Consider the following 25,065-nt stretch of genomic DNA (forward strand, 5'->3'; position numbering starts at 1 on the left):
GATGATTGATGAGTATTGTGATTTGCAAAACACTTGGATTGCCTTTTGTGGCGTTATGCTGCTCACGGCTTGTACCATAGCCAATAGCTGTGAGCTTGCTGTACTTGATGGTAATGTCGTGCTCAGTTCCTCAAAGATACAGCCTAAATGTCGTTTTAAACAAGATCAAACCGGCCAGTTGTCTGCTGCGGCTAAGTTCACCTCCGTGCTAACTCATCAAACGCCAAACTCTAAAATTAAGCAACTATCACAGGAGCAAGCTCAGCAATCATGCAACATCGGCGCTACACAAGGCAGTTTGACTTGTACATTTAATGGCAAAAGCGAAAACTTCACGCTGACTAACACCATTAAACAGGGGAAAATCGCATCAACAAACTGGCAAAATGATGAATATGTTTATCTTGGCTGGATGACCAATACTGAGGTATTAATGGGCTATATTGCGTTTAGCGCACTTAACAAGCATACCGTTCCCTTTTTCGTTCCCGCCTCCCAGTTTTGCCAATATGGTCTAAGCTCGCATATTATCGACCTTGGTAAGGGTGACTTATTGTGCCAAAACCACGAGGGGCTTTGGTCTCATAGCCGTTTACTGCCTCTACCGCAGCCCTGCCAACAACCACAACAAATGATCCAAGATAAAGGTGGCATTTGGGCGCTAGAGTTTATCGAAAGTAGCTATCAATGGCGGATCTGCAGATACAACGATAACGCAGGTAGCCTGTTAGCTGCATACGAATACAGCATAGACTTAAAAGCAACGCTGGCTCGGTATGACTTACAGCCCAGTGATTACACCCAACTTACTTTTTTATCCAATGGCGATACTAACGCTATCGCGAATGCGGTGGAAATAGATAACGTCTTTCCGGTCAGTGATATTACGCCAGAGCTTGACCCACAGACGATAGAGCTACCTATTCAGCAGCTACAATACAAACTGACTAAGCTAGATTAATCGCCACTTACTCTTGTGCTTCACGTAGCACTTGCGTTTGGCTATTTTGCTTTCTAAATTGGTTTGGTGTGGTTCCCGTAGCGATTTTAAATGCTCTAGTAAATGGTCCAACCGACGCAAAACCACTTTCCAGGCCAACGACAAGTACTGGCCAATGCTGTTTAGCGGGGTCTTGTAACAGCACTTTGGCATGCTCAACCCTCAACTCATTGACCAATTGGCTGAAATTTCGCGCTTGCAGGTTTTGTCGTATCACTCGGCTTATTTTGTATTCAGGTTCATTAAATTGCTGAGCCAAGTCAGCGACTTTTAACCCTTCTTTGAGAAAGCCTTTTTGCTTGATAAGAAAGTGTTCCACCTGTCGCTGGAGCGCAATATCATCCTCGGTTTGTGTTGGCTCATTTGATTCAACGCACCTAACGGATGTAATTGTATGTTGAGATGAAAATCGCCAATACAGTAACACTTGCGCCGTCAATATAATGAGGATGGCTGCGCTTGTCACTGCCCATTCTTGAACCTCACGATTGTCAGCAAAGCGATTTTCGATTAGTTTAGTGCCTGCGACGCAAATAAAATAAGCAGATATAAATAGCACCCTTTGTGCTTTTTCTTGCCCTTGAGACTGTGAGAATCCTCGGCACCCTTCCCAAAATGCCAGCATGAGCACACTAGATGACAACAACAAGGTAAGCTCATACGCCGCAATGTTAAGCCACTCAACAAATCCGCGAGCGTTCATGTGTAATTGACTATCGATAAACAAATAACCTTGTCGCCATATGACCAAGGCAGCAATAGCAATTGCAAACACAACATGCCTTTTTAAAATGGCCTGTTTTTCTCTAAATAGTGCCCTAGCAAGCAACCAAAACCCATTACAGGTCACACAAGCGCCCATGCCAATTAAATACTGATATCCATTTAAGGAGTCCTGAGTCAGCTTTTTGGTCGTGGCCAATGCTATCGAGCCGCACACTAAAGCAAAGAGTAAATGTGCTGCTTTTTTCTCTTTTACAAAAAGCTGAGCAACAACCAAAGTGCAACATAGGCTAAGTAAAAGTAGGTAATAGTTTTCAATAGTCATGGTGATTGAAGGAATATTGGTAGACACAGAAACTCTAACAGCCACACCAATAGCATTCAAATTAACTTTGTAAGCAAACTTAACACCATCATTTTTTAAATTCGGCCTACTTTCTTTGCTTTGATTTTCAAAATCAAAGCGACGAGATAGCAAAATCTTGTCATTTTATATATCAAGTTCATTGATTTATAAGGATAAGTATTTTGTCTTCCCTCAATCTAACCAAAACAACTGGGCTTTTCTTTAGTCCCTTTAGCGTATTGAATGGTGCCGTAAAGAGCTGGATATGTATCGCACTGCTCGGGCAATGGATGTTTGCTGTTTATATCTTAGGCCTATATGCCATCCCGCTTATCGTGGGACTCACAGAGCAAAGTGCAGCGGTTTCACCGGCGAGTGGACACACAAAAGATGCCAAGGTGTTTTTTAGCCATGTTTTACCCGCTGTGATTTTGGCCACCAGCGGTTTATTACAGCTTATTCCTGCGGTGCGAAAACGCTTTCACCGCTACAACGGACGCGTATTTTTTATTCTCGGTATTTCGGGCGCACTCACAGGATTATATCTCACTTGGGTAACCGGTCTTAGGCTAAGCGATGTTGGTGCCATTGGGATAACACTCAACGGTATATTAATTCCCATTGCGATATTTTTTGCTTGGCACGCTGCCATACAAAAAAATATCGCCGCACATCAACGTTATGCCGCACATAGTTTTTTCTTGGTTAATGGGGTGTGGACATTTCGTCTTTATTTGTTTGGTTGGTACATGGTCAACCAAGGCTTCAATGGCAATACCGCAACCTTAGATGGCCCTGTCGATATATTTATTTCGTTTGCCTGCTATCTGCTACCAATGGCACTCGCAGAACTCTACTTTTGGGCAAAACGCCAAACCAAAGCCAGCGCACCGGTGTGGATAATCGCGGTGATGATGAGCTTAGGTTTTGTGATCACCGCGATTGGCGTTTGCGCGGCCGCTGTCATGATGTGGTGGCCACGCATTTCAGCCGTCTTTTTTAGTTAAATTACAGTTTAATCAGCTAGGAGTAGAAACATGCTTTCAGTCACAGCGAACAAAATCAACAAAGGCCTAATTACATCGGCAATCTTACTCGTGATATTAACGCTGATGTGGCAACATTTAAACGGCGGCATAGTCAGTCACCACTTACTTCACAGAGCAGATTTTCCGGCAGTATCTAACGCATGGGGCATTATCATAATTCCCGTATTAGCTTGGCTTACTGCACTGCGGCTCCATGAAGCAATTGGCACAGAGGGCATTAAAAAAACAGCACCCGTGGTTATTCCTACTGAGTTTTTGGTCGCATTCTTTATGATGTTACTCTTTAGCTTGTTGCAATCAGCCCTTTGGGAGTTCGGTTATCAAAGCCTCACCATGTATACAGCCTTAGGACTTTTGATAGCTGGATTATTTTATCCAATCTACCGCGCAGAATGCATATTGGGACACGTGGTCGGTGCTAGTTTTACCTTTGGTTATGCTATTCCACTGATCGGCATTTTAGTGATGGCAATCGTTTCAGTGTTTTCTCTTTTTTGCTTAAAACCTATCTTTTCTAAATTACTTAAGAAGACACAAACACCAATGAGAATGGAGTAATAGTGACCTTGCAAAGCTCAAGACAACACAAATAATTCCTAGGCGCTGCTATATAACCCGTTCCTTGTCGTTTTGACTCGTGTTAAATTAGCGATGATTTTTAAGCAGGGAACGAGCGGTTATGCAAACTAGGTTAGTTACTCACATTGTTATCGTGGCTATTTTTACATTGCTGTCAGTTGGTAGCGCAGTTGCTAATAACTCAGCAGATCCGAACTCGACACTGCAGCTTTCGTCCGCTTATTTTTCGCAAAAAAGAACGGTTCATATCGTCCTGCCACCAAGCTATGAGCAAGGCAATACAAGCTATCCAGTGTTATATCTGACTGATGGCCAGAGCAATCTTGAACATACCGCTTCGGCGGCTCGCTTCTTGGCACAACAACATAAAATACCTGAACTTATCATTGTTGCCATCGAAACCAACGAACACCGCACTCGAGAGCTGACCCCGTCTTATCACAAAGGCAGCCTTGCGGTACTGGGACATTTTGCAGGTCCAACACGACAGCAAAATCCGGGCGGTGCAGAAATGCTACTGCAATTTATCGACAAAGAACTCATCCCTTACGTAGACAAGCATTATCGCACATCAAGCTATCGCGCGTTAGCAGGACACTCATTCGGTGGGCTGTTTGCAACCTATGCGCTACTTGAAAAACCCGATTTATTTAATGGTGTGATGTTGGCAAGTCCAAGCCTTTGGTGGGATAAAGAGCGATTATTAAATGACTTACTGGCAAAAGCGTTAATCAACAAGTGTATCTACATCAGCATGGCAGACGAAAGCGCAATCATAACGCAGCCATTTCAACGTCTTAATGATGCTTGGCGAAAGCCAAATGGCATTGACTTCAAAGCGCAGCACTTTAGCGGCGAAACCCATATGAGTGTCGTCTACCCAAGCTATTATCATGGTCTGCAGCACCTCTTTAACCATTATCAGCCATCCTTGAAGGTAGCGGCCGCGGGTGTCACTCAGCTGGAAAATCATGTCGCCATCGCTAAGTCACTATATGGACTCAAGACTTACCCCTATAGTGCGCTGACTTCGCTCGGGTATGCCGCCCTATTCGAACGTAACTTCACTGCGGCCATCAACCTGTTTAGCTTTGTGAGCCAGCACAACTCAGAGTCTCTCAATGCACTGCAGCAATTGGCGATGGCTTATCAGCAAAAAGGAGATAAGCCATCGCTATTAAAGACCTACCAAGCCATGCTTAAGCTTGAAGGGCTAAGTGAAAGCGAACAAAAACATTTGCTCTCTGAAATCAAAGCATTGCAACACTTACATTAACTGATTTTTTCTAAAGTGATGATATTCACTCAACGCAAGTGGCACAGAAACCACTGGGTTTTGTGAATGCCCCGCGCCCTCGCTAATGCTGTGTCCCCAACGCACATTGACAGGCGCATGTTGTTCAAGTGCATCTAATAAACCGTGAAATGCCCCCGTAATGATGTCATTCTCAGCACCGCCGATGGAGAGGTAAATATACTTAGGTTTGCCTTGAACATTGGCTAGGCTTTTTGCGAATTCTTTTACGACAACCGAGTCGTCGTACCACGCAGCAGGACTAAAAGCAAAATAGCCATCAAAAAGCGCTGGTTTAGTCACCATGGTATAAAGTACAAAACTTCCACCAGCAGAGAACCCGCTTAATACACGGTTGTCGTTAATTGAGTAGTTAGCTTCTAAATAGGGTAACAGCTCGCTTTCAACAAATTGCAAAAAACGATCTGCACGACCAAAAATGGCAGGATCATTGTCACTCTCTGGACGGGCCTCAATCGCAACATCTTGTCGAGCATAAGGCGGCACTAAGTCGCGGTTGCGGGTCTCAGTCCAAAATTGATTGGGAATAGACACTAAAATTGCATCTTCTACCCTACCTTGTTCAGCAAGGCTGCTTAGTACCTCATCCCACCGCGCGAGATTAAAGTTGCCGTCGGTGCGAATAATGAGTGGATAACTATGTGCCTTGTCATATTCTTTTGGGAGGCGAATAAAGACCTTTCGATCTTCATTAAGCACTTGTGAAGACAACACTACATCAACATAATCTGAAGTGTAATGAGACTGATACTGGGTAAACTTCCAACCAACAGCTACGCTGGCGATTAAACCTAAGAAAGAAAATAGATATCGCTTCATAAAACTTCCTGTCATTGTTTTTATTATTTCGTACTTTTGAGTACTGTTTACTTCATCCTACTGTATATTTTTTAGAAACTAAATCGCAACTGCTATTATATCAGGAAGATAAGCATAACATCATGAAAACACTAAAGTTTATGCCAAATCTAAATGTAAGATTATGTTTTAAAAAATAAATTTTCGCTGTAATGAGGTGTAATGGATAAAATCAGAATCTACCCTACCCTTACGCTGCGCAACAAATTTGCAACCAATTAAGTTCATTTTTTTTACTCGCGCAAATCATGTATCTGCATCAGCAGTACAGCCAGATACTTCTTACACCATTTGAACAATATCTTGTCGCTGTTGTGAGATTTTCCGATTAGATAATGCAAATGGTATCTTTTGAGATGGAGTTCACGATGATGAAAATCTTAGTATCTGCCATTGTTTTGGCAACCACAATGTCGAGTTTCAATTCGCTCGCTGCGCCTGAATCTTATGGCGTACTTTTTTTAGACCGCAGTAGTTCAATGAACACGTTACGCCCAGATGGACAAAGCCGATGTTCGTTCTCAAAGCAACAAGCAGTGCAAAAAGTATCAAAGTTCTTTTTAGATGCCACAATTAATGGCCAACAGCTAAATGTGAAAACGTTTGCTAGTGGCGGTCAAATTCAATCCCTAACTAACGGGTTTGTCGGTTTCAATGCGGCAATGATGGCACTCTATCAACTAGATCCAGAAGGGTGCTCAGGGTTAACTGCACTTGCACAAGCTATGTGTGATGGCGCTGATGAGTTAAGAGCAAACTACTCAACAGAAGCCGCTAATGGCGCACTGTTAAGAGTGTATGGTTCTACTGATGGCGGTGAAAATGACAGCCCAGCCTCTAGCTGTGGCGGCTCAAATTGGCAAACGAGCGTAACCTCTAAATACCTGTTTGAGCTACCACCTGTGCAATTCAATGCCACAATCTATACAGGCACAGTGCAAAATATTCTAGCTAATAAAGATAAGATGTATGTATTAGATGTTTCATCTGCATCTCAGTCGGTATCTAGTACCCCTACATTTCAGTTTCTTAAACAGCTGAGTATTGACACTGGCGGTACTTACGAGGAGATCAGCGACTCAGATGGCGGCGACCCAGGCGACTGGTAACTCACCAAATACCAAAACATATATAAAGGCCGATAAGGCCTTTTTCTATTTATCGTAGAGAAAAGACAGAATGTTGTTTTTACACATTATTTAAAATAAAAAAACAATTAAATTACACAAAGCGCAAATATCTAAGGATCTTCAACTACACTCTTCGTGGGCATTTACCCTGTGCAAGTTAAAAGGAGATTGTAATGAAGATTAATGGCAAACAACCGAATTTTCTAATCATTACCACCGATGAAGAGCGTTTTCCTCCGCCCTACGAAAATTCACAAGCAAAAGAGTATCGACTCAAGCACAGTGCGTGCATGGCAGAAATGCGCCGCTGTGGCATGGAATTTATGAACCATAATGCAGCAGCAACGGCATGCGCACCGAGTAGAACATCCATTTACACGGGACAATATCCATCCCTACACGGCGTCAGCCAAACACCTGGAATTGGCAAGTCGTCATTTGATCAAAATATGTTCTGGCTGGCTCCCAATACCGTGCCAACCATGGGCTCTTGGTTTCGCGAAGCGGGTTATCAAACCTATTATCGTGGTAAGTGGCACCTCTCCGATGAGGATATTATCGTGCCGGGGAGTCAGCAAGCGCTGTATAGTAACTCCGAAACCGGAGAGCCTTACCCAGCAAAACAAGCTCTCTATGAGCGCGCAGAGCGCCTAGATAAGTTTGGCTTTAGTCAATGGATAGGTCCTGAACCTCATGGCGCTGCAGAGAACAATTCAGGTACATCTCGAGATCCGGGATTTGCCAATCAAGTTTGTGAAACCCTTAAACAACTTGAAGAAAAGGCACAAAACGGCGACCAAACGCCATTTTTACTGGTTTCTTCATTCGTAAACCCACACGACATTGTATTAATGGGACAAAAAGATTGGTTTTCCAACTTTTATGCCGAAAAAGAAGCCGGTAACCTTCCAAGTGTTGCACCAGCCCCAAGCCAAAATGAAAGCTTAATGGACAAGCCTAGATGCCAAAAAGACTATCAACTTATGTACCCGCATATGTATCTACCACAGCCACCAGATGAAACCTATCGACAGTTTTATTACTACCTTATCGCAGAAGTGAACAAGCATATAGAACAGGTATTTAACGCTTTAAAGCAGTCATCTTTTTATGAAAATACGATTGTCGTTTTTACCTCAGATCATGGTGAGCTACTAGGTGCTCACGGCGGTCTACATCAAAAATGGTACACCGCGTATCAAGAAGTATTAAACGTGCCGTTTATTATTTCTAACCCAGTGCTTTTCAATCAACCTAAACAGCTTGATATCACCACATCACATATCGACTTACTGCCTACCCTGCTTGGTCTAGCGGATATAGATATTGAGCAAACTCGTACTCAGCTTGCTAAAGATCACAGTGAAGCACAGCCACTCGTTGGCCGAAACCTAGCCAACGTCATTTTAGGTGAAGCGTCGCCCCGAGAAGAAGCTATTTACTTTATGACCGATGACAACATCGAAGTTGGCAGTGATATGACGAATATGCTTACCGGTAAAGCCTACAATAGTATTATCCAACCGAACCATATTGAAGCTGTGGTAACACAACTACCAGATATCAGCGGTGACACGAAATGGAAGTTTGTACGTTATTTTGATAACGCTAGATTCTATGAGCAAGACCCGAACTTAGTTGATCTTGGTGGTAACGATGAGGCTACCACGCAATCGTCTGTGAGTAATGTCGTTGGCGTTGGCAACCCCGACGGAATAACAACCTCTCAGTTCATTCCCAGTGAATACGAGTGTTATAACTTGAGTGAAGATCCGACGGAAGAGAACAACCTGTTAAGCCCGTTTTGCGAAACGCCATTGGAGGCGCGGATTTTAAAAGCGCTTCAATTTACGCTACGGGAGCAGCGTAAAGCCAAACGTTTATTACCACAAAACCTCAATGAAGCACCGCAAAAGCCAGTCAACCAGCAAGTGCCGATTAGAAGGTAATCGAAAGGCTCTGCAAGTAGCCCTGAAATATACGGGCTACTTGCGATTATTTATGCTTTTTTAAACACTGCCAACAACTGACTTAGCACCGCCGCAATAATGACACCAATCACCGCCCCCAAGCCAAGCTTGGCGATAATATTCAAAAGCCAGCTTATTGCAGGGATCAGCTTTTCAATAGCGTGAACAATTTCTTCGAGTAAGTGGAACTGGTGAGCCAAAATATCAACGCCAACTAAAAGCATTGCCAGCACACCGGCGACCGACAAAAACTTCATCAGACCGTTGGCAAAATAAAGCAGCCCCTTACCCACCCCACGTTTTATCGCCGCAAGTGTAGTCTTACTTGCGTCCTTAATCATGGCTAAACCAATATCATCAAGCTTAACAATCAAGGCCACAATCCCGTAGACCCCGACTGTCAGTGCAAGCCCAATTAACGAAAGGACTATTGCTTGCTTTTCAAAAGGCTGATCAGCAATCGCACCCAGCGCAATAATGATAATTTCCGCCGACAGAACAAAGTCGGTAACAATAGCGCCCTTGATTTTGTCTTTTTCAAACTCGACCAAGTCAACACGCTCATCCTCAAGCGCTTTGACAAACTCATCGGTTTCTTGCTGTTGCTCCTGACGGTGAAAAATAGCGTGGAGAATTTTTTCGCCGCCCTCGAACAGCAAATACAGCGCCCCTAAAATTAGCATAATGGGGATCATAAACGACGCAAAGTAACTGCAAGCCAAAGCAACGGGCACCAAAATAAACTTGTTCAGCAAGGAGCCTTTAAACACCTTCCATACCACTGCAAGCTCCCGATCTGGTTTGATCCCGCCCGATAGTTGCTCTGCGTTGACGGCAAGATCGTCTCCTAACACCGGAGCGGTTTTCGTTGCGGCTAATTTTGTTAGCGCAGCGACATCATCGAGCAAGGCAAGTAAGTTTGCGGATGGCATAGCACACTCCTTTCGTTTAAGTTATTCATCAGGTGCGGTTGTCAAATTACTGTTTATGTTAACCTGAGCTTCGGATAATTAATGCCTTTCTAGCAGCCAGTTTTAGCGCTAACTGCGTTGAGTTCACTTCCAATAGCCAGCTATTGGTGCATAAATTCGCCTTGTTATCCCTAAAACGGTCTGGCTAGATAAGGGGATAATTTAATGTGATATTAAAAACAATGAGTTAGCTCATTCCTTATCCAAACCTCAGGTTATGTTAGCAACAGACCCTAATACACAATATTTTTATCATAGGCCAAACATGATATTGCAGGCATGACCGCTTCAAGACAACTTAAATGTTGCTTTAATTCTCTCGGCTCGGTAATTTTTTTATACCGGATCCAAGGGATCAAAGGCATAGTGTCGTCCAGCTCAGCTGTTAGGTAGGCCTCATACCCTTTAATCCACTCATTCAACAAACCAAATGCATACGCATAAGGTAACAATGCTTCGTACTCTGCTTTTTCGACCCCTTCAGCGAAGCAGTGCTGACTCTTAAGTTTAATGTATTGATAAAATTGCTGAGACTGCAATACCCAAGCTTTAAATTGCTTGGAGGGCCCGATAAATGAAAAGAAAGCCGCAATAAAACCCAGGTAAAAGAAGTGAAAAACCACACTGGTACCATTCACCAGCTCATCATCACCATCAACACACATCCATAATAAGAATAAATGGGTAGGAATATAAATTAACGCGCGTACAAGCCACATTTCTCGGCTCTTTTTATCTTCGCTGCGATGTTCTATAAACATCTCTACAATAAGCACCGCAATTAATAATATTGAAGTGCACAATAAAACTACAATTAAACTCCCCGCAAACACTTGCCACCCATTGCCAGCACCAACTCCAATCACAACAAAAGAAGCACTTAACCAAAGTAAAATAGGCACAATAAAAGCAAGAAAGTTTACATTATGCTGAGCTTTCCCCACTTCGGCATTATTCACATAATGACATATTATTTCTGTGAAAGACGTTCTCCCCTCGTTTCCTTTATTAATAACAAAGCGGTTTTTTATTACTCGTTTTCGCTTGCGTTTTCCACTCGAGCTTTGAACGTCTTGCTGTTGATAAAAGTAACGTTGCAGTTTACCGCTTAACCCAACCGCCTCTGGCTGGCTCGGCGCTTCAGGATTTATCTGAATTTGATCCAGCTTTTTTGGCTCAACATTACTAAATTCATCATTGTTTTTACCCCGTTCGCTAATGGTTAACTGTTTCGCCACTGCAAGCTTTAGCACCTCAGCTAACACATCTTTTGCTGTTAGCATGCGCTCGATATTTGCAGCAACCAGCTCTCTCACCAAGCAAATCGGTAAGTCTGGTGGTTGAGTTGAACAAGGATGCGCATCGGCAAGTTTTGGCAATGCGTGGAGGCGCTTACGCGTTTGCCACACAGCCAATGCAAATAACATTAAAAACGGCAAAGCAATAAATAACACTCTAAACGGATACCAAATTTTGCGGTAAAGAAAATTATCCTTAAACACACCTTTTTCAAACGCGAGGGCGATTTCTCCCTGCGCTTTATCTGCTATCTCAGATTGGCTCTCGAATAGGAGCTGATTGCGTCCATCAACCACCCCATCGCGTATCAAAAACGCATCATTTTTTAGGTGATCGACAAACAATTGGTGCTCCTTCAGCGTCGCAGTTTGAGGATAGAGAATGGAGACGGTAAGCTTTTTTATTTTAAGATTAACATTCGGAAAGAGTGCATAAGTCAATTCATCCAATGCCGGATAAAATCGCATACGGTTTTTTGATTGATATCGCACTTCAAATTGCTGAGCTTGTCCTTGCTTTGGAAGCTGCTCTTTGCTTATTACAAGCGTGACTGCACTTCTATCGTAGTTATACTTCAGTGCATAACGCACTTCTTGCTCGTCGATTTTTACTGAGTCAATGCTGATATCGCTCAGATAGTGTGTACCATCTGGATACCTCACATCCAGCTCAATTGTTTGCGCGAGCCCCTGCCAATCGAAGTTTCCCCCTTGCAATATGCCTTGCTGAGTAACTTGAAGTGCACCAGTTTTATTAATATCGAGCTTAACTTGTAGCTGAGAGAAGTGAGGATCTGCTACCGACGCATCTTTAAATCTCAAATAAGCCTGAGAAGGAACGCTCACAACCAATAAAATGATTGCCAGCAATACACCATAAAGCATGGTAAACCAACAGCGTTTAGTCATCGTTCAAATCCTTTGAATGCAAAGCGCTAAGTCTATGTAACTCAGCTCAATTTGCGCAGCAGACTAAAGCAAATAAGGTCTAATTTCAACACTAAAGTTACCGTTGAAGACGCCGCCTTTGCCGATTAGACCTTGATAATATTTGCACATCACCGGTTGAATTTTTGGTTATATACGCTCCCTTTGCTGTAACGAACAACCGTCTTAACGCATGCTAATTGACACCGAAATAGCGCAATGATCGCTGAGCATTTTCTCTTCAGACATATCCGCAAAAAAGTGTACGCTGGGGTCGAATTTCACCGTGTTTGCAAGTTTGTTGCTCAGCAATATATGGTCAATCGGCACAGGGTAACGTGGGTGACAACCTGTCAGTGTTTTAGTTGCGTTTACCAAAGGTACAGAAGCATTATTTTGATGCTTGGTTAATTGCTGCCAAAATTGATTGTCGCCATGGCTTAAACGATGATTAAAGTCGCCCAACACAATGGTGTTGCTATTTGCGTGTTTCTCCAACCAAGATTTAAGTACTGGTAACTGATCTGCCAGCAATCGACAGGCCTTTTTATCCGAAGTCGAGTAGTTATCAACAAAACAGCCGCTTTTAAGATGAACATTAAACACTGAAAGCTCACCAAACTGAGTATCTAAGGTCACAACTAGACCATGTCTTAATCCTTCAACATCCACGCTAAGTTCGCTCACGTTATCCACTTTGCTTGGGACTAGGTTATTTCTAATCGCAAACGCGGTTTTCTGCTGTGTAGACAGATTGCCACTTCCTCTACAGTCGTACGCCGTGCTATTAGCTCGACTTGAAATCAGTAATTGCCATTCACTACTTGGAAAGACCTGCTCTAATGCCTTAACCGATGCGACTTCCTGCAGCGCAATAACGTCTGCATTAAGCCCTTTTGCATAATCGCGCAGCGCGCTTATCTCCTGCTCGTCACGAGGTCTACATCCTGCACTCGATGGATATGCTAAATGCTCCATGTTCCAAGTCGCAATTTTAAGCGGAGCGACGGGTGCTTGGCCGCTTACCGCGGAGGAACCGATATTTGAAGGCTCCGACTGGCATCCCAATAGCGAGAGGCTAAAAATAGCGCTAAATGCAAATGCAGTTAATTTTGTTGTCATAATGAATCCAATCTAGGCGATAAAATCTAACGTCAGTAGCAATCGTTTTTCTCCTATTACTACCGCTGGTGAGCGATGCACTAAGCCACGGCCTTCATTACCATCCCAACGCTCACCTTTTAATAATGCCACATCCCCACAGGCAAGCTGTATTGCGTCTGCTTCCGAGGCCAGAGTCAGTTTGTTGTCATCCCTTGATACATGCTGGTTTCTAAGCCACTCACTGCCCGCGCCTGCGAGTGTTGTCACCAGTCGTACAGGTACTTTATCAACATGAAATTTCGGGCACATTGCAGTCTTGAGCATTTTTAACCGAAAACCAACGACGCGAAGTTCAAATAAGCAGCTAAACATATCTACTATTTCAATAATATGCGCCACCATCGCATCGCTAAAATTCAGCCGCTTTAACGGCTCACTAACTTCACAGGTGATATTGCTAGTCGCAATTTGTAGCGCTAATTCTAGCTCTTTTGCTGCTTCTAAGTAGCGACCAAACTCTGCTTTCAAAGCAGGAGATAATGCATGTTGCCAAATCACAATATTGATTTTGGGCTCATAAATCTTGGTTAACACGGTAGCATGTTCTGACTGCTGATGATGCACTGAGTCCACGTCAAGCAAGGGCTCTATAGGCATAAGGCTATTCATAGTAACTCCAAATAGGGTTTTATTTAGTGAAAGTTGCGACGCAGCGCATAGTTTCGAAGATGAGCGTAGGAGATGAGCATAGAGCCAAGTACTGTAAACAAGGTTTCTCCGCGTTGTTCACCTAAAATAGTTGCTAGCACCAAGAATGTGCAGCCCATTAACCCCAAGCCCACGACAAGACCTGACTTATGCCGCACATAGCCAAATCCAAGGGCCAATACGCTAATGGGTAGCACGGCTATGAGTAACCATTCGTGAAAAGCTTCATCAGAGAGCGCGAGTAACCCCGCAAAGGGAGGAAGTACAATTAATAAAAAAGGTAATATTAAACAATGGACTAAGCATAACATAGATAACCCAATTGCTGCTTTGTCTCCAAACGACTGTACTTTTGCGTTCACGCTTTCTCCTTCGTCATGCCTGCATTAATTTGATACAATATAACATAACCATAAAAAAGAGTAAAACGTTAAAAGCCATACGACAAAAAGAGTGTTCGATACAAAGCCCAACATAAAAAAGTGGCGTGTATTTAAAGCACCTAGAGAGTCAATCTCTGCTTGTCGTGATTTTTACGGTGTTGTAGCAAATAAACGCAAAGGTACTTTGGAAGGTGTTTGATCAAATAGGAATGTAATGAATTACAATTCACAGGTTTGAGATCCAGAAGAAACCTATGAATTGATGAGTAATCGCTGACTACGGAAAAAGGTTACGCGTTACACCCCATCGTTTCGCACTCTGGGTACGCAGATGGACAATGTGTTGTTCCACAAAAATAAAAGTCTGTATAACCTCGATTGTAACCACCGGCAATTTGCGCGGTGGCATTTTTAACAACTTGGCTATTGTCTTTATTGAGTACTTTCATGTTTCTTTTCTTAAGGCTCAGTTTCATTTTATTTCCTTAATGATCATTGTTTAAAGTTTCCAAAATGGAAACTAGCTAACGACTATACTGGCAGCGGAGAAACAAAAAATCAACATATAAAAACTTACGCATAACTTCCTAACCAATGCCTTGCTCAAAGGCACACTTTTAACCATGATGCCTTCGTATACGCTTAATTAAACCGGATTTATCGAATTCCAATGAGACAATGTTGGTTTTATTGTATTCAATGATTTTGTCTAGATGCGCTGGCTTTACCTTACCAGACTCCGTCATTTTGATAAAAATGACATTTGAGCCAGTCATAACCTCATTGATAGTAATACTACTGTTAATGACTTCATCTTTAAGCTTTCCGATCATATCTTGCCGGAGTTTTGATTTATCGGTATAAGTGAAATTGTATTTAACGTGTTCGTCAATAAAGCTGTCTGACAACAAAGATAAATAATTTTCAATATCCTCAATCTTACTACTCGGTTGCTGGCGCGCATTTTTAGCTTGGACAAACGCCTTACCCTTTTCAATTAATTGTTCAGGTGTAAATTCGTTCCCAGCTACACTTGAAAACGATACAGCTATCAACATTAACGCAAAGCTTAGTTTTTGCATATCTCTCTCTTTTGTATGCCTAACGCGTTAAGCTGCGGCAGCGAAGCAGTCCGGCAGCCTTGACTTATTATGTGCGATGTAAGTAATTGTTAAGCTCCTCGACTAACTCAAGTGCTTCATTTTTTGTTAGATAAGGGACCTTTATAGTTCTAGCCCAAAAGAAACTTTTACCTGTTTTTGAGCTAACTTCTGAAAAAGGCATAGCCAACAGTTTGTTATCTTTCCGGTTCGGAATAGGAGTCAAAAACTCTACATCTCGATACAAAGTTTCACTGTCTGGAGCTTTAACCTCTCCTTTTACTTTTGCTGCAGCTATTAAGCCACACCATTTGTGCGAGAAGAAAACAATATCTCCTACATGAACATGGTGAACAAACCTCTTCGCATCACCATATGCCTCAAGACGGCTATTATCCATCATCGACCAAATAGAATTCTCATCCCAACTACGATTTGTATCAAATAATACACCTTTTACATCACTTGGATTCTTGTGCTTATCATATGGAAGCGCAAAGAATTCAAAGTACTTTTCTCCAGCAAGTTCATAAACTCGATATGGTAGGAAATCAATAGATATACCATTTTTCTTCCAGTAATCGATGGAAGATACTAATGATTCATCGGCTGCACTACCGATAACTAATAGGTGTTGTTTATTATTTATTTCTTTTGGATCTAATTCATGCTCAAGACTAAAAGCCTCTCTGTGAGCTTCAACTAGCGACATTTCGCTTTTGCTATATTCTTTGAACTTTTGTTCTAACTTTTGGTAGCTCCATTGACCAGCGTCTTGCGCATATCTTAGTGCTTGATGGACGGCATCTTTCCCAACTGATGCACGCTTTAATTCAAATATAACTAATTCACCATTTTCATTAAGTGCATATATATCAGCTTCCGCTTGCCATTGTCTTTCCTGAAACACAGGCATCAATCTAGCATCTTCAAACAACACATCTAAGATGCTATTTGCAATTAAGTTTTCTAGATCTTTCTCAAGTTTTCCAAAACTAGAAAAGTCTTTGAACTCTACAGGCTCTAACTTTTCAAAAGCTTCGGCTTGTTCTTCTATTTTGTAGAGCATCTCTGCATTCCTTTGAGTACCTAATAGCTCATTAGCGTGAATTTTTGAATATCTCACTTATCAACAAGTAAAAAACAACAACATTCAAGCTAACTTTATTTATTATTTTTAGTAACCTACCAATCAAACATTGTCATTTCAACATGCAAATCGCCTGCAACAGGCTAGCTGTGAATTATCCAAGCCATTGATTGGCTCGCTAAGAACAAATCGCACCTAGCTAACGTATTAAAAGCGCTCAATTTTAAATGGCACATACGAGATATTCGAGAGTTTTTACATCTCGTTATTTATTTTGCGCTTCTAGACTTTGGCGCAACCTGTATGGTTAGTAGTATCAAAGGAAGCGATTATAAAAACTTACTAAGAGCGGCGATGGAGCAAAGCTATACCGCCATTAAACAAGTCGCGTGCAGCATGAGCTATTTCGACACCTATATGACACCAGAGTGTTAGGGCGCGGTTATTTAACTGTTTTTACTTACAATGACTCTTTGTCGATTACAACATGCTTTTTAGCACGCCATCTTTTCTTATAAAGTGATGGTAAAGCGCCGCCCCGATATGAACTGCAAGTACTGCAATCAGTAGCAATACCGCTAAACCATGCCCTTCGCGAAACACGGCGAAGTACTCGATGTGAGGCACCATCGCGGCTGGAATGGTGAATAAGTCGAGCACCACAATTGGTCGCGCAGCATAATACTGCATCAACAGGCCGCTAGTCGGTATAATTAACATCAATACGTAAAGCAGCCAGTGGCTGAGTTTGGCCAGTTTGACCTGTATTGTCGACATCCCAGATGGCAAGCTGGGTGTAGGTGACTTTATTCTAATAAGAAAGCGCAATAAAAGTAGCAAAAGTGCCAGCATACCAAATGCTTTATGTAACCCCAGTAAAGTAAGCTGCCAAGGTTCAAGCGCACGTACCATCGTAAGGCCAGCAAAAATCATAGCAAAGATAAGTAATGCCATAGACCAGTGAAGCACTCTCATCGCAAGATTAAATCGTGTTGTTTGATCAGTCATTCACTGTCTCCTCAAGTGCGCCCATCAATTGCTCCTTAGCCCTACGGCGATAGGACTCTGCATAGGCAGCAGAGCGCGCTCTTAGAATTGGATCTTCGGTTGCAATAACACCGCTAGGTAATATCAAGGGATCAAAATTGAGCGCATGGCAGTTACCCGATAGTTGCGGTTGCCAATGCGTTATGAAGATCTCTCCAGCATCTACCTTTGCGCGGTTACTGGGCCAAAGTTTGGCTGGATTATTTTCATCATCTTCTTGCTTGGCAAATATAAACTGCCAATTGAAGCGTACAGCTCCTTTCTCTAATCGAGTTGCAAATTCTTGCTGTAGCGCGTCTTTGCCAGTGTAAGGATTTTTACTTTCTTCATCTAATGGCAGCATTTTCCAGCGAATAGCCTGACGCTGCGCTTTTTCATCAACCAAATAAAATGCATTAATACTATGATAAGTCTCAAGGGCAAAGCTCGGGCTTGGCGTGTAACTCGCTTTCCATGCCAAAAAATCCGCACTCTCTGGATGCTTAGCAAAAAAGTCTTTTACTGCCTCTTTGCCCTGCTTCAGAGCAACAATTTGCTGATAAAAATCATGCGGATTTGTTACCGCCATCACTGGAGGCGTATTCATCGCAATATTCCAACGCTCAGCACCGGTTACGAAGCTCAGCGCGAAACTCCTTACCGGTGCAGTTAATTCAGCGGCGTGCGGGTTATTTCCGGCAATGGACAATCGACCAACAAATGGATGCGTACCGGCTTTAAAAACGGTTGCGTTTGAATACTGAGATAGCCGTCCATTCGATTTAAATTCTCCTGACACACAAATCCCTTTTGCGTGTGCCCGGCGAAACCCAGGGAAGTGGTTTTGCCCTTGTTGCAAATCAACAAATTGCTGGGCGGTGACTTGCTCGGTTTGCGCTTGTGTTAATGGTGAAAGTAACAACGCAACTACAAGGCTCGCAACATAAAACCCCTTTTCTAACAAGGATACAGATGTGTATTTCACAAAACGGCTCCTAAAGTTAAGCCAGTTTGCCGAATTAGTGACTTATATACAGCGCAAACTGGTCGTGAATAACTAATGCCATCAATAGACCTGCAGTACGAACGTTTCCTTTCATTTATTTTGATTGTAACCCTGATGTTTACGCTATGCTTTGTTATCTACCCGCCTATCGTTATTTAACTTGAGGCAATTTAACAACACGGCGAAATTGCTTAAGCGGAGTAAATACTGTACTCTTGCCCGCCGCCCAATACAGAGTACAAAATCATGAGCTTTAGCCACCTAGGTTTAGCCCCAGAAATAAATCAAGCCGTTGTCGAACAAGGTTACGACAAACCGACTCCGATTCAAGAGCAAGCCATTCCTGCTATTTTAGAAGGCAGAGACGTGATGGCTGCGGCGCAAACGGGAACAGGTAAAACAGCGGGCTTTACATTACCTTTGTTGCAAAAGCTGATTGCTGGTACTAAGCCTCGTGCGAACAATGTACGCGCGTTAATTCTAACGCCGACCAGAGAGCTTGCTGACCAAGTATGGCAAAGTGTTGCGCTTTACAGTAAACACCTGCCTATCAGCTCTGAAGTTGTTTACGGCGGTGTGAAGATCAATCCGCAAATGATGAAGCTGCGTAAAGGCATTGATGTTTTAGTGGCAACACCTGGGCGATTACTCGACCTTTACCAGCAGAATGCTGTCAAATTTGATGACCTTGAAGTATTGGTATTGGATGAAGCCGACCGTATGCTAGACATGGGCTTTATTCACGATATCAAGCGCATCATCAAAGTATTGCCAAGCTGCAGACAAAACTTGATGTTCTCTGCCACTTTCTCTGAAGAGATTAGAGCATTGGCAAAAGGGCTAATTCATGATCCAGTAGAGATTTCTGTGGCACCAGCAAACAGCACAGCAAAAAGCGTGACTCAATGGGTATACCCGGTAGACAAAAGTAAACGTACGAGCTTACTCAAGCATTTAGTGCAAACGCATGATTGGCAACAAGTGTTGGTATTCACCCGCACAAAACACGGTGCCAACCGCTTGGTTAAGGATCTAGAAAAAGACAAGATCAATGCCGCAGCAATCCATGGTAATAAAAGCCAAAGCGCTCGCATGAAAGCCCTTGCTGGCTTTAAAAATGGTGAAGTACGTGTACTTGTTGCTACTGATATTGTGGCAAGGGGCTTGGATATTCAAGAGCTGCCTCATGTCGTGAACTTTGACCTGCCAAATGTTTACGAAGATTATGTTCACCGTATCGGCAGAACAGGCCGTGCTGGTGCGACAGGTGAAGCTATCTCGTTTGTTACCCAAGAGACCGCAAGCGACTTATTTGGCATTGAGCGATTAATTCAACAGTTGGTGCCACGTAAAGTGGAGCCTGGGTTTGAACCGCAACTTGCCGTACCTGAGTCAAAGTTAGATACGCGCCCAATCAAACCGAAAAAACCAAAGAAACCGAAAAAGCCAAAGGCGGCAGACGCTGAACAAGCACCTTCTGCTCAGCCGAAAAACAAACCTAAGCAAAATTCAGGTCCTCGCAACAATAGGCCAAGTGGCAACGGCAAGCCTGCTGGTAACAACAATAGCAACCGCAGACGTCGCCCATCATCACCTGCAAACAAGCCAAAGAGCCAACACTCTGGAGAAAAACGTACACCACGTCAGAAGCCCACTTCTGGCAATTAATGGTGTAAGCAGGTGTAATAGCATTTGCAACACCTTCTCCTAAGCTAAAAAGGCTGTTAATCGTAACAGCCTTTTTTCGTCAAAGGAGCTAGACAATGAATATCTTGAAATTGATACTGTTCACATTGTTTGGTAGTACATTTTTAGCGCACGCTGGTACGCAATATGTGACCCAAGCTGCGAGCAATATCACAGAAACCTCCGCTCAATTAAACGGCTATTCCACCTCTACTATTGGTTTAAGTGGAGAAACGTTTGATTATGGCCCAACCACTAACTACGGCTACAGCGTACTCGCAACACCGGCTGGTGTGAATGGCCCGGTTAGCGCACAAATAGCGAACCTAGAGTGCGGCAGCGAATATCATTTCCGTTTTCGAGGAGATCCAAAGCCACCTCGCACCACCATTCAAGGGGAAGACCTAACCTTCACTACAGCCCCATGTGGCCCGACGATTTTTACTAATGTATCGTTTGAAACGGGCGGACAATATTACTTCGTTGCAGAAAACAATGGCGGTAATACAGTAAACGCCAATCGTATTGCGATTGGCCCTTGGGAACGGTTTAATCTTATCGATGTCAACGGCGGTAACCTGTTTGATGGCGACACCATTCACATTCAAACAGCCACTGGCTATTACTTTGTTGCAGAGCAAGGTGGGGGCGCTGAGTTAAATGCTAATCGAACAGTGGCTTCTATTTGGGAAACCTTCACGATTGAGCTGCCGAATAACCCTGGCGCATTGATCCAAAATGGCGATAAAGTGGCGCTTAAGTCAATCAATGGTCACTATATCCAAGCCGCAGGTAATGGTGGCGCGGGAGCCAATGTGCATCCTACCGTCATTGGCTGTAATGCCACTTATCCCTGTTCATGGGAAATGTTTAAGATTATTTTTTAACGCACTTGGCCGTGATAAAAAATTTTATCACGGCCTTACACGCGCTATCCGTTCGAGCCATGTTATAATTGCTGTTTTAGAACTACAGAGACAGCGACTTTGACTCAGCCACTTTTTTCAAGTACCTCACTTTCCAGCGCCTTACTCGATAACCTCGCGTCATTGGGGTATCACACCATGACTGACATTCAAGCACAAACCTTACCGCTTATCTTGGCGGGTAAAGATGTCATTGGCCAAGGTAAAACAGGCTCAGGTAAAACCGCCGCTTTCTCTTTAGGACTATTGCATAATTTAAATGTAAAACGCTTTCGTGTGCAGGCGCTTGTGGTATGCCCAACTCGAGAGCTTGCCGATCAGGTGGCGGTTGAAATTCGCAAGCTTGCCCGTGCTGTTCATAACATCAAAGTGTTAGCGCTGTGCGGTGGCGCGCCTATGGGTCCACAAATTGGCTCTCTTGAACACGGTGCGCACATCATTGTGGGCACGCCAGGGCGTATTGAAGAGCACCTGCGCAAAGGCCGTTTGTCGCTAGATGAAGTGAATACCTTTGTACTGGATGAAGCGGATCGCATGTTGGAGATGGGTTTTGAAGAGTCACTACAGTGCATCATAGATCACTGCCCTACAGCACGCCAAAATCTGCTATTTAGTGCAACTTACCCACCAAAAATAGAGCAGCTCGCGCAGCACATCATGAAAGATGCAACCAAAGTCACGGTTGAAGCAACCCATGACGATAGCTCAATTGAACAGTACTTTTACGAAGTCGACAATAACGACGCGAGATTGCCTGCGGTACAAAAGCTGTTAATGCAATTTCAACCAAACTCAGCGGTTATCTTCTGCAACACCAAGGCAGAATGCCAGAACGTATGCGACAGCCTATATAGCCTAGGTTTTGATGCGGCTGCACTTCACGGTGACTTAGAACAAAAAGACCGTGACCGCACATTGGTTCGTTTTGCGAATAAGAGCGTCACCATTTTATTGGCAACGGATGTCGCCGCCCGGGGTATCGACGTCGATCACGTAGATATGGTGATCAACTATCATATCGCCCATGACCCAGAAGTGCATGTTCACCGCGTTGGCAGAACCGGACGTGCAGGTAATAAAGGCGTGGCATGCTCTTTAATGAGTTATAAAGAATCGCATAAAGTAAATGCCCTCGAAGACTATTTAGGCAAGACAATTGAGCCCAATGCCCTGCCAAGCGACCAAGTGTTAAATAACAAAATTAACCGTGCGCCGATGGTAACCATTCAAATCGACGGCGGTAAGAAAGCGAAATTAAGACCGGGTGATATCTTAGGAGCACTGACCTCAAATCAAGCGTTAAAAGGTGACCAAATCGGCAAAATAAAGGTCACCGCGATGTCATCATACGTTGCGGTTGAGCGCAGTATTGCCAACGTGGCGCTTAAAACAATCTCAGAAGGGAAAATGAAAGGCCGTAACTTTAGAGCCCGCAAAGTAACAAAGTAACAGGTCACTCTCCCCTCTCTATGGTGGTCGACTTTTCCCTGACCACCATGACTTTAGATTATCCCAGCAATTACTCGCCTATTTATAACTTATTTCACACCACAGGGGTTTAAATCTACACCATGACCCCAAGGTCTTAATTAAGCAAACACTTTAAAGGAGTTTATCTATGAAGACCTTAATTATTGGTGCCAGTGGTCAAATTGGAAAAATGACGACAAAGAAAATGCTGAAACAAGGCCATGATGTCGTGGCGTTAGTGCGCAATAAAAGCAAACTAGTAGATCTTCAGTCTGAGCAACTTACTATCATTGAGCAAGACCTTGAAGGCGATTTTAGCTCAGCCTTTAACAACGTCGAGCAGGTAATATTTAGTGCAGGTTCTGGTGGAGAGACTGGTGCGGATAAAACCCTACTTATTGATTTGTGGGCCGCCATTAAAGCCATTAACTATGCTGTGAAAGCAAACGTTAAGCATTTTATTATGGTCAGCTCTATTGGCGCCGATGATCCTGATAACATTGAAAGTGGAATTAAACCGTACTTGGTAGCCAAACACATGGCCGATCAACACCTACAGAAAAGTATTGTAAACTACACCATCGTCCGACCGGGTGCGTTACAAAATGAGCCTGCAACCGGCGGGTTCTCCACTTCACGCCCTGCAAATAGAGAAGATGCCGTAATAAGTCGAGAGAATGTCGCAGACGCGCTAGCTTACCTTGCCACTCAACATCCTCAGAACCTAACATTTGAGCTATTTAACGGCAAGCAGTCAGTCGAACAAACGCTGTGCTAATAGAGTAACTATGTCTCGGGGTTTAACGCCTCGGGGCAAACTTAGGTGCTTTATTTGGCTAAGTGTTGAGAATATTTACCGCTACATCGACATAAAAAGCTTGCTTTAAAAAATGCAATTCTATATTATCCCTCTCTTGCTTTAACTTCCTCTCAAAATAAAGCAAACCTCAAGTAATGCCTCCTTGCCTTGATCCAGTAAGTCCGCATAAAAAATACAAGTAGAGCTTAATATAGTCAGGCGAAATCAAGCCAATTACGAAAATTGGTATAAGCTGTCATACCCGTCTCGGGTCGTTGCGAGGACAGTGTCTTCTGTTCGCTAAACTGTAATGAAGCTCATCTACTATCAAAAGCATCAGCTAATTTGCTGTGCATTATAAAAGTGAGTTTTATTATGTCATATACATATAACGGAACAGAGATCCGTGTTGAGCAACCAATTCGCTCAATTTCGGTGAACAAATCTAAAGTGATCTTTGCTGACGGCACAGGCCGTAAGATCACACAATTCGCCAATGGCGGCGAAGCACGTCAATTTCTGAGCTGGTTAACTTCAGCACATTAATTGAGTGGTAATATAATTGATGTAAAAAATGCCGGATAAAGTCCGGCATTTTTGTATCTTTGTTTGTTAAGCCTAGCAGTAGTAAGCTTCAACAGTCCCTTTTGACTTCAGTAGCAAAGGCTGACCACGACGGTCTAATGCCTTTGGTGATGCTACCTTAATCCAGCCTTCGCTGATGCAGTACTCTTCAACATCCGTGCGCTCTTTTCCGTTAAAACGGATGCCAATATGGTGTTCTAGCACTTCTTTAGCATAATGTGGGCTGCGAGGGTTGATTGAAAGTCTATCTGGTAGTGCTGGTTTTTCAGTTGAATCTGTCATCGTTTTTCTTCAATTATTTAAGCATGCTGTATTGTAGGTAATCCCGTGCGTGCGCTCAATAGCTGAGCGTCCTATATTCGCAATTGAATTAAAAACTGTCCCCCCTAGGCCTAGTGGGATTCTGAAGTTTAGCTAACATTATTACTTAAAAATGCCTTGGCACATTCACCCACGTATCGGCGGCCGAGATTATCTCCACTCAACCACTCTCTCCACAGAAAACTTGTTATAACACCTTTACCATAAAATACTTACAGCCATCTTTAGGGTAATGCTCTTGGATCCATTGAGTCTCGTAGCCATGCTTTTCATAAAACGGCATTGCCTGAAAATTTAAGGTATCGAGTAAGCATTTCACGCACCCTCTTTGTTTGGCTGCCGCTTCTAGGCTTTCTAGTATCTGTGAGCCGATATTTTGACCTCTAAGTGTCTCAGAAACCCACAAAGTATCTAGCAACAACCAGTTACCAAAAGTACGCGCGGCTGCACCTGCAACAACCTCTCCAGACTCATCCTTTACTTCAACCGCCAATGGAAGGCGCTCTGTGACCTCCCAATTCGCCCAGTTAAACTCGCTAATTTTACTACTTAAAAAATCGACAAATTGTTGCTCAGGATTTTCTACTACGGATATTTTCACAGCTACGCTCCGGTTGACTTCGTTGAACTACGGTAATTGTTATTTACTGTGGTATTTTGCCATTTCATAATAAAGAAAAAGTATCAAAAAAGAA

General features: G+C 43.2%; 26 protein-coding genes. 12 read left to right on the forward strand and 14 right to left on the reverse strand.

Features of this window, described 5'->3' with window-relative positions; all coding sequences use genetic code 11:
* The first annotated feature begins 1 nt into the window (after nucleotide 1).
* Complete coding sequence (locus tag NH462_RS11200) at nucleotides 2-961, forward strand: hypothetical protein (protein WP_253105725.1); 960 nt, start codon at nucleotides 2-4, stop codon at nucleotides 959-961.
* A gap of 7 nt (nucleotides 962-968) precedes the next feature.
* On the opposite strand, the gene NH462_RS11205 is transcribed toward NH462_RS11200, so the two are convergent.
* Entirely contained in the window at nucleotides 969-2,075 is a 1,107-nt protein-coding gene (locus NH462_RS11205) for an AraC family transcriptional regulator (RefSeq protein WP_253105726.1), read from the reverse strand.
* 176 nt (nucleotides 2,076-2,251) lie between these two features.
* Between NH462_RS11205 and NH462_RS11210 the strand changes: the two genes are divergently transcribed.
* The 3 genes from NH462_RS11210 (at nucleotide 2,252) to NH462_RS11220 (ending at nucleotide 4,973) form a co-directional block, all read left to right on the forward strand.
* Nucleotides 2,252-3,076, forward strand: coding sequence for a DUF2306 domain-containing protein (locus NH462_RS11210; protein ID WP_253105727.1), 825 nt, complete (start codon nucleotides 2,252-2,254; stop codon nucleotides 3,074-3,076).
* A 30-nt stretch (nucleotides 3,077-3,106) separates the two neighbouring features.
* Nucleotides 3,107-3,676, forward strand: coding sequence for a hypothetical protein (locus NH462_RS11215; protein ID WP_253105728.1), 570 nt, complete (start codon nucleotides 3,107-3,109; stop codon nucleotides 3,674-3,676).
* 121 nt (nucleotides 3,677-3,797) lie between these two features.
* Nucleotides 3,798-4,973: an alpha/beta hydrolase-fold protein gene (locus tag NH462_RS11220; protein WP_253105729.1), complete on the forward strand. Its 1,176-nt coding sequence runs from the start codon at nucleotides 3,798-3,800 to the stop codon at nucleotides 4,971-4,973.
* Here NH462_RS11220 and NH462_RS11225 read toward each other — a convergent pair.
* Nucleotides 4,965-5,831, reverse strand: a complete 867-nt coding sequence (locus NH462_RS11225) for an alpha/beta hydrolase-fold protein (protein ID WP_010370711.1) — start codon at nucleotides 5,829-5,831, stop codon at nucleotides 4,965-4,967. The genes NH462_RS11220 and NH462_RS11225 overlap by 9 nt on opposite strands.
* A gap of 407 nt (nucleotides 5,832-6,238) precedes the next feature.
* On the opposite strand from NH462_RS11225, the gene NH462_RS11230 reads away from it, so the two are divergent.
* Both NH462_RS11230 and NH462_RS11235 read left to right on the forward strand, forming a co-directional pair.
* Nucleotides 6,239-6,979 (forward strand): hypothetical protein, encoded by a 741-nt coding sequence (locus NH462_RS11230; protein ID WP_017217829.1) that lies wholly within the window; start codon nucleotides 6,239-6,241, stop codon nucleotides 6,977-6,979.
* 194 nt (nucleotides 6,980-7,173) lie between these two features.
* Nucleotides 7,174-8,949, forward strand: a complete 1,776-nt coding sequence (locus tag NH462_RS11235) for a sulfatase-like hydrolase/transferase (protein WP_253105730.1) — start codon at nucleotides 7,174-7,176, stop codon at nucleotides 8,947-8,949.
* 50 nt (nucleotides 8,950-8,999) lie between these two features.
* Here NH462_RS11235 and NH462_RS11240 read toward each other — a convergent pair whose 3' ends face one another.
* The 8 genes from NH462_RS11240 to NH462_RS11275 form a co-directional block, all read right to left on the reverse strand.
* On the reverse strand, nucleotides 9,000-9,902 hold the full coding sequence (locus tag NH462_RS11240; protein ID WP_010370701.1) for a DUF808 family protein: 903 nt from the start codon (nucleotides 9,900-9,902) through the stop codon (nucleotides 9,000-9,002).
* 272 nt (nucleotides 9,903-10,174) lie between these two features.
* Nucleotides 10,175-12,148 (reverse strand): DUF2207 domain-containing protein, encoded by a 1,974-nt coding sequence (locus NH462_RS11245; protein WP_253105731.1) that lies wholly within the window; start codon nucleotides 12,146-12,148, stop codon nucleotides 10,175-10,177.
* Nucleotides 12,149-12,352: 204 nt separating this feature from the next.
* Nucleotides 12,353-13,288, reverse strand: coding sequence for an endonuclease/exonuclease/phosphatase family protein (locus tag NH462_RS11250; protein WP_253105732.1), 936 nt, complete (start codon nucleotides 13,286-13,288; stop codon nucleotides 12,353-12,355).
* Between the two features lie 12 nt (nucleotides 13,289-13,300).
* Nucleotides 13,301-13,939 (reverse strand): DUF1826 domain-containing protein, encoded by a 639-nt coding sequence (locus tag NH462_RS11255; protein WP_253105733.1) that lies wholly within the window; start codon nucleotides 13,937-13,939, stop codon nucleotides 13,301-13,303.
* Nucleotides 13,940-13,962: 23 nt separating this feature from the next.
* Nucleotides 13,963-14,340, reverse strand: a complete 378-nt coding sequence (locus NH462_RS11260) for a MerC domain-containing protein (protein WP_222242678.1) — start codon at nucleotides 14,338-14,340, stop codon at nucleotides 13,963-13,965.
* A gap of 311 nt (nucleotides 14,341-14,651) precedes the next feature.
* The gene (locus tag NH462_RS11265) at nucleotides 14,652-14,837 is read right to left on the reverse strand and encodes a hypothetical protein (protein ID WP_069020990.1); all 186 of its coding nucleotides are present in this window, start codon (nucleotides 14,835-14,837) and stop codon (nucleotides 14,652-14,654) included.
* A 141-nt stretch (nucleotides 14,838-14,978) separates the two neighbouring features.
* Nucleotides 14,979-15,443 (reverse strand): hypothetical protein, encoded by a 465-nt coding sequence (locus NH462_RS11270; protein ID WP_010370688.1) that lies wholly within the window; start codon nucleotides 15,441-15,443, stop codon nucleotides 14,979-14,981.
* Between the two features lie 67 nt (nucleotides 15,444-15,510).
* Nucleotides 15,511-16,530 carry a hypothetical protein gene (locus NH462_RS11275; RefSeq protein ID WP_010370686.1) on the reverse strand — a complete coding sequence of 340 codons (1,020 nt, stop codon included), beginning with the start codon at nucleotides 16,528-16,530 and terminating at the stop codon, nucleotides 15,511-15,513.
* Nucleotides 16,531-16,854: 324 nt separating this feature from the next.
* On the opposite strand from NH462_RS11275, the gene NH462_RS22910 reads away from it, so the two are divergent.
* Nucleotides 16,855-16,986: a hypothetical protein gene (locus tag NH462_RS22910; RefSeq protein ID WP_019647404.1), complete on the forward strand. Its 132-nt coding sequence runs from the start codon at nucleotides 16,855-16,857 to the stop codon at nucleotides 16,984-16,986.
* Between the two features lie 45 nt (nucleotides 16,987-17,031).
* On the opposite strand, the gene NH462_RS11280 is transcribed toward NH462_RS22910, so the two are convergent.
* Both NH462_RS11280 and NH462_RS11285 read right to left on the reverse strand, forming a co-directional pair.
* Complete coding sequence (locus NH462_RS11280) at nucleotides 17,032-17,559, reverse strand: cytochrome b (RefSeq protein ID WP_010370685.1); 528 nt, start codon at nucleotides 17,557-17,559, stop codon at nucleotides 17,032-17,034.
* Nucleotides 17,552-18,562 (reverse strand): catalase family peroxidase, encoded by a 1,011-nt coding sequence (locus NH462_RS11285; protein ID WP_253105734.1) that lies wholly within the window; start codon nucleotides 18,560-18,562, stop codon nucleotides 17,552-17,554. Before NH462_RS11285 ends, NH462_RS11280 begins: the two co-directional genes overlap by 8 nt.
* 267 nt (nucleotides 18,563-18,829) lie before the next feature.
* Between NH462_RS11285 and NH462_RS11290 the strand changes: the two genes are divergently transcribed.
* The 5 genes from NH462_RS11290 to NH462_RS11310 all read left to right on the forward strand — a co-directional run bounded on the left by NH462_RS11290 (nucleotide 18,830) and on the right by NH462_RS11310 (nucleotide 24,010).
* Nucleotides 18,830-20,251 (forward strand): DEAD/DEAH box helicase, encoded by a 1,422-nt coding sequence (locus NH462_RS11290; protein ID WP_010370683.1) that lies wholly within the window; start codon nucleotides 18,830-18,832, stop codon nucleotides 20,249-20,251.
* Between the two features lie 95 nt (nucleotides 20,252-20,346).
* A complete protein-coding gene (locus tag NH462_RS11295) occupies nucleotides 20,347-21,156 on the forward strand; it encodes a peptidase S8 (protein ID WP_222242664.1) in 810 nt (269 codons plus the stop codon).
* Between the two features lie 99 nt (nucleotides 21,157-21,255).
* On the forward strand, nucleotides 21,256-22,644 hold the full coding sequence (gene dbpA, locus NH462_RS11300; protein WP_253105735.1) for an ATP-dependent RNA helicase DbpA: 1,389 nt from the start codon (nucleotides 21,256-21,258) through the stop codon (nucleotides 22,642-22,644).
* 169 nt (nucleotides 22,645-22,813) lie between these two features.
* A complete protein-coding gene (locus NH462_RS11305; RefSeq protein WP_253105736.1) occupies nucleotides 22,814-23,443 on the forward strand; it encodes an SDR family oxidoreductase in 630 nt (209 codons plus the stop codon).
* Nucleotides 23,444-23,839: 396 nt separating this feature from the next.
* Complete coding sequence (locus NH462_RS11310) at nucleotides 23,840-24,010, forward strand: hypothetical protein (protein ID WP_010370673.1); 171 nt, start codon at nucleotides 23,840-23,842, stop codon at nucleotides 24,008-24,010.
* Nucleotides 24,011-24,082: 72 nt separating this feature from the next.
* On the opposite strand, the gene NH462_RS11315 is transcribed toward NH462_RS11310, so the two are convergent.
* Nucleotides 24,083-24,331, reverse strand: coding sequence for a DUF3297 family protein (locus tag NH462_RS11315; RefSeq protein WP_010370670.1), 249 nt, complete (start codon nucleotides 24,329-24,331; stop codon nucleotides 24,083-24,085).
* A gap of 226 nt (nucleotides 24,332-24,557) precedes the next feature.
* Nucleotides 24,558-24,971: a GNAT family N-acetyltransferase gene (locus NH462_RS11320; RefSeq protein ID WP_253105737.1), complete on the reverse strand. Its 414-nt coding sequence runs from the start codon at nucleotides 24,969-24,971 to the stop codon at nucleotides 24,558-24,560.
* Nucleotides 24,972-25,065: the final 94 nt, after the last annotated feature.

Source organism: Pseudoalteromonas sp. OANN1 (genome assembly GCF_024124685.1).
GTDB classification, from domain to species: Bacteria; Pseudomonadota; Gammaproteobacteria; order Enterobacterales; family Alteromonadaceae; genus Pseudoalteromonas; species Pseudoalteromonas piscicida.

Bases quoted from the DNA above. Each gene is read 5' to 3' on its own strand.
- NH462_RS11200 (WP_253105725.1), top strand. From the start codon at position 2: ATGATTGATGAGTATTGTGATTTGCAAAACACTTGGATTGCCTTTTGT.
- NH462_RS11215 (WP_253105728.1), top strand. From the start codon at position 3,107: ATGCTTTCAGTCACAGCGAACAAAATCAACAAAGGCCTAATTACATCG.
- NH462_RS11220 (WP_253105729.1), top strand. From the start codon at position 3,798: ATGCAAACTAGGTTAGTTACTCACATTGTTATCGTGGCTATTTTTACA.
- NH462_RS11225 (WP_010370711.1), bottom strand. From the start codon at position 5,831: ATGAAGCGATATCTATTTTCTTTCTTAGGTTTAATCGCCAGCGTAGCT.
- NH462_RS11230 (WP_017217829.1), top strand. From the start codon at position 6,239: ATGATGAAAATCTTAGTATCTGCCATTGTTTTGGCAACCACAATGTCG.
- NH462_RS11235 (WP_253105730.1), top strand. From the start codon at position 7,174: ATGAAGATTAATGGCAAACAACCGAATTTTCTAATCATTACCACCGAT.
- NH462_RS11240 (WP_010370701.1), bottom strand. From the start codon at position 9,902: ATGCCATCCGCAAACTTACTTGCCTTGCTCGATGATGTCGCTGCGCTA.
- NH462_RS11245 (WP_253105731.1), bottom strand. From the start codon at position 12,148: ATGACTAAACGCTGTTGGTTTACCATGCTTTATGGTGTATTGCTGGCA.
- NH462_RS11250 (WP_253105732.1), bottom strand. From the start codon at position 13,288: ATGACAACAAAATTAACTGCATTTGCATTTAGCGCTATTTTTAGCCTC.
- NH462_RS11255 (WP_253105733.1), bottom strand. From the start codon at position 13,939: ATGAATAGCCTTATGCCTATAGAGCCCTTGCTTGACGTGGACTCAGTG.
- NH462_RS11265 (WP_069020990.1), bottom strand. From the start codon at position 14,837: ATGAAACTGAGCCTTAAGAAAAGAAACATGAAAGTACTCAATAAAGAC.
- NH462_RS11270 (WP_010370688.1), bottom strand. From the start codon at position 15,443: ATGCAAAAACTAAGCTTTGCGTTAATGTTGATAGCTGTATCGTTTTCA.
- NH462_RS11275 (WP_010370686.1), bottom strand. From the start codon at position 16,530: ATGCTCTACAAAATAGAAGAACAAGCCGAAGCTTTTGAAAAGTTAGAG.
- NH462_RS22910 (WP_019647404.1), top strand. From the start codon at position 16,855: ATGGTTAGTAGTATCAAAGGAAGCGATTATAAAAACTTACTAAGAGCG.
- NH462_RS11280 (WP_010370685.1), bottom strand. From the start codon at position 17,559: ATGACTGATCAAACAACACGATTTAATCTTGCGATGAGAGTGCTTCAC.
- NH462_RS11290 (WP_010370683.1), top strand. From the start codon at position 18,830: ATGAGCTTTAGCCACCTAGGTTTAGCCCCAGAAATAAATCAAGCCGTT.
- NH462_RS11295 (WP_222242664.1), top strand. From the start codon at position 20,347: ATGAATATCTTGAAATTGATACTGTTCACATTGTTTGGTAGTACATTT.
- NH462_RS11305 (WP_253105736.1), top strand. From the start codon at position 22,814: ATGAAGACCTTAATTATTGGTGCCAGTGGTCAAATTGGAAAAATGACG.
- NH462_RS11310 (WP_010370673.1), top strand. From the start codon at position 23,840: ATGTCATATACATATAACGGAACAGAGATCCGTGTTGAGCAACCAATT.
- NH462_RS11315 (WP_010370670.1), bottom strand. From the start codon at position 24,331: ATGACAGATTCAACTGAAAAACCAGCACTACCAGATAGACTTTCAATC.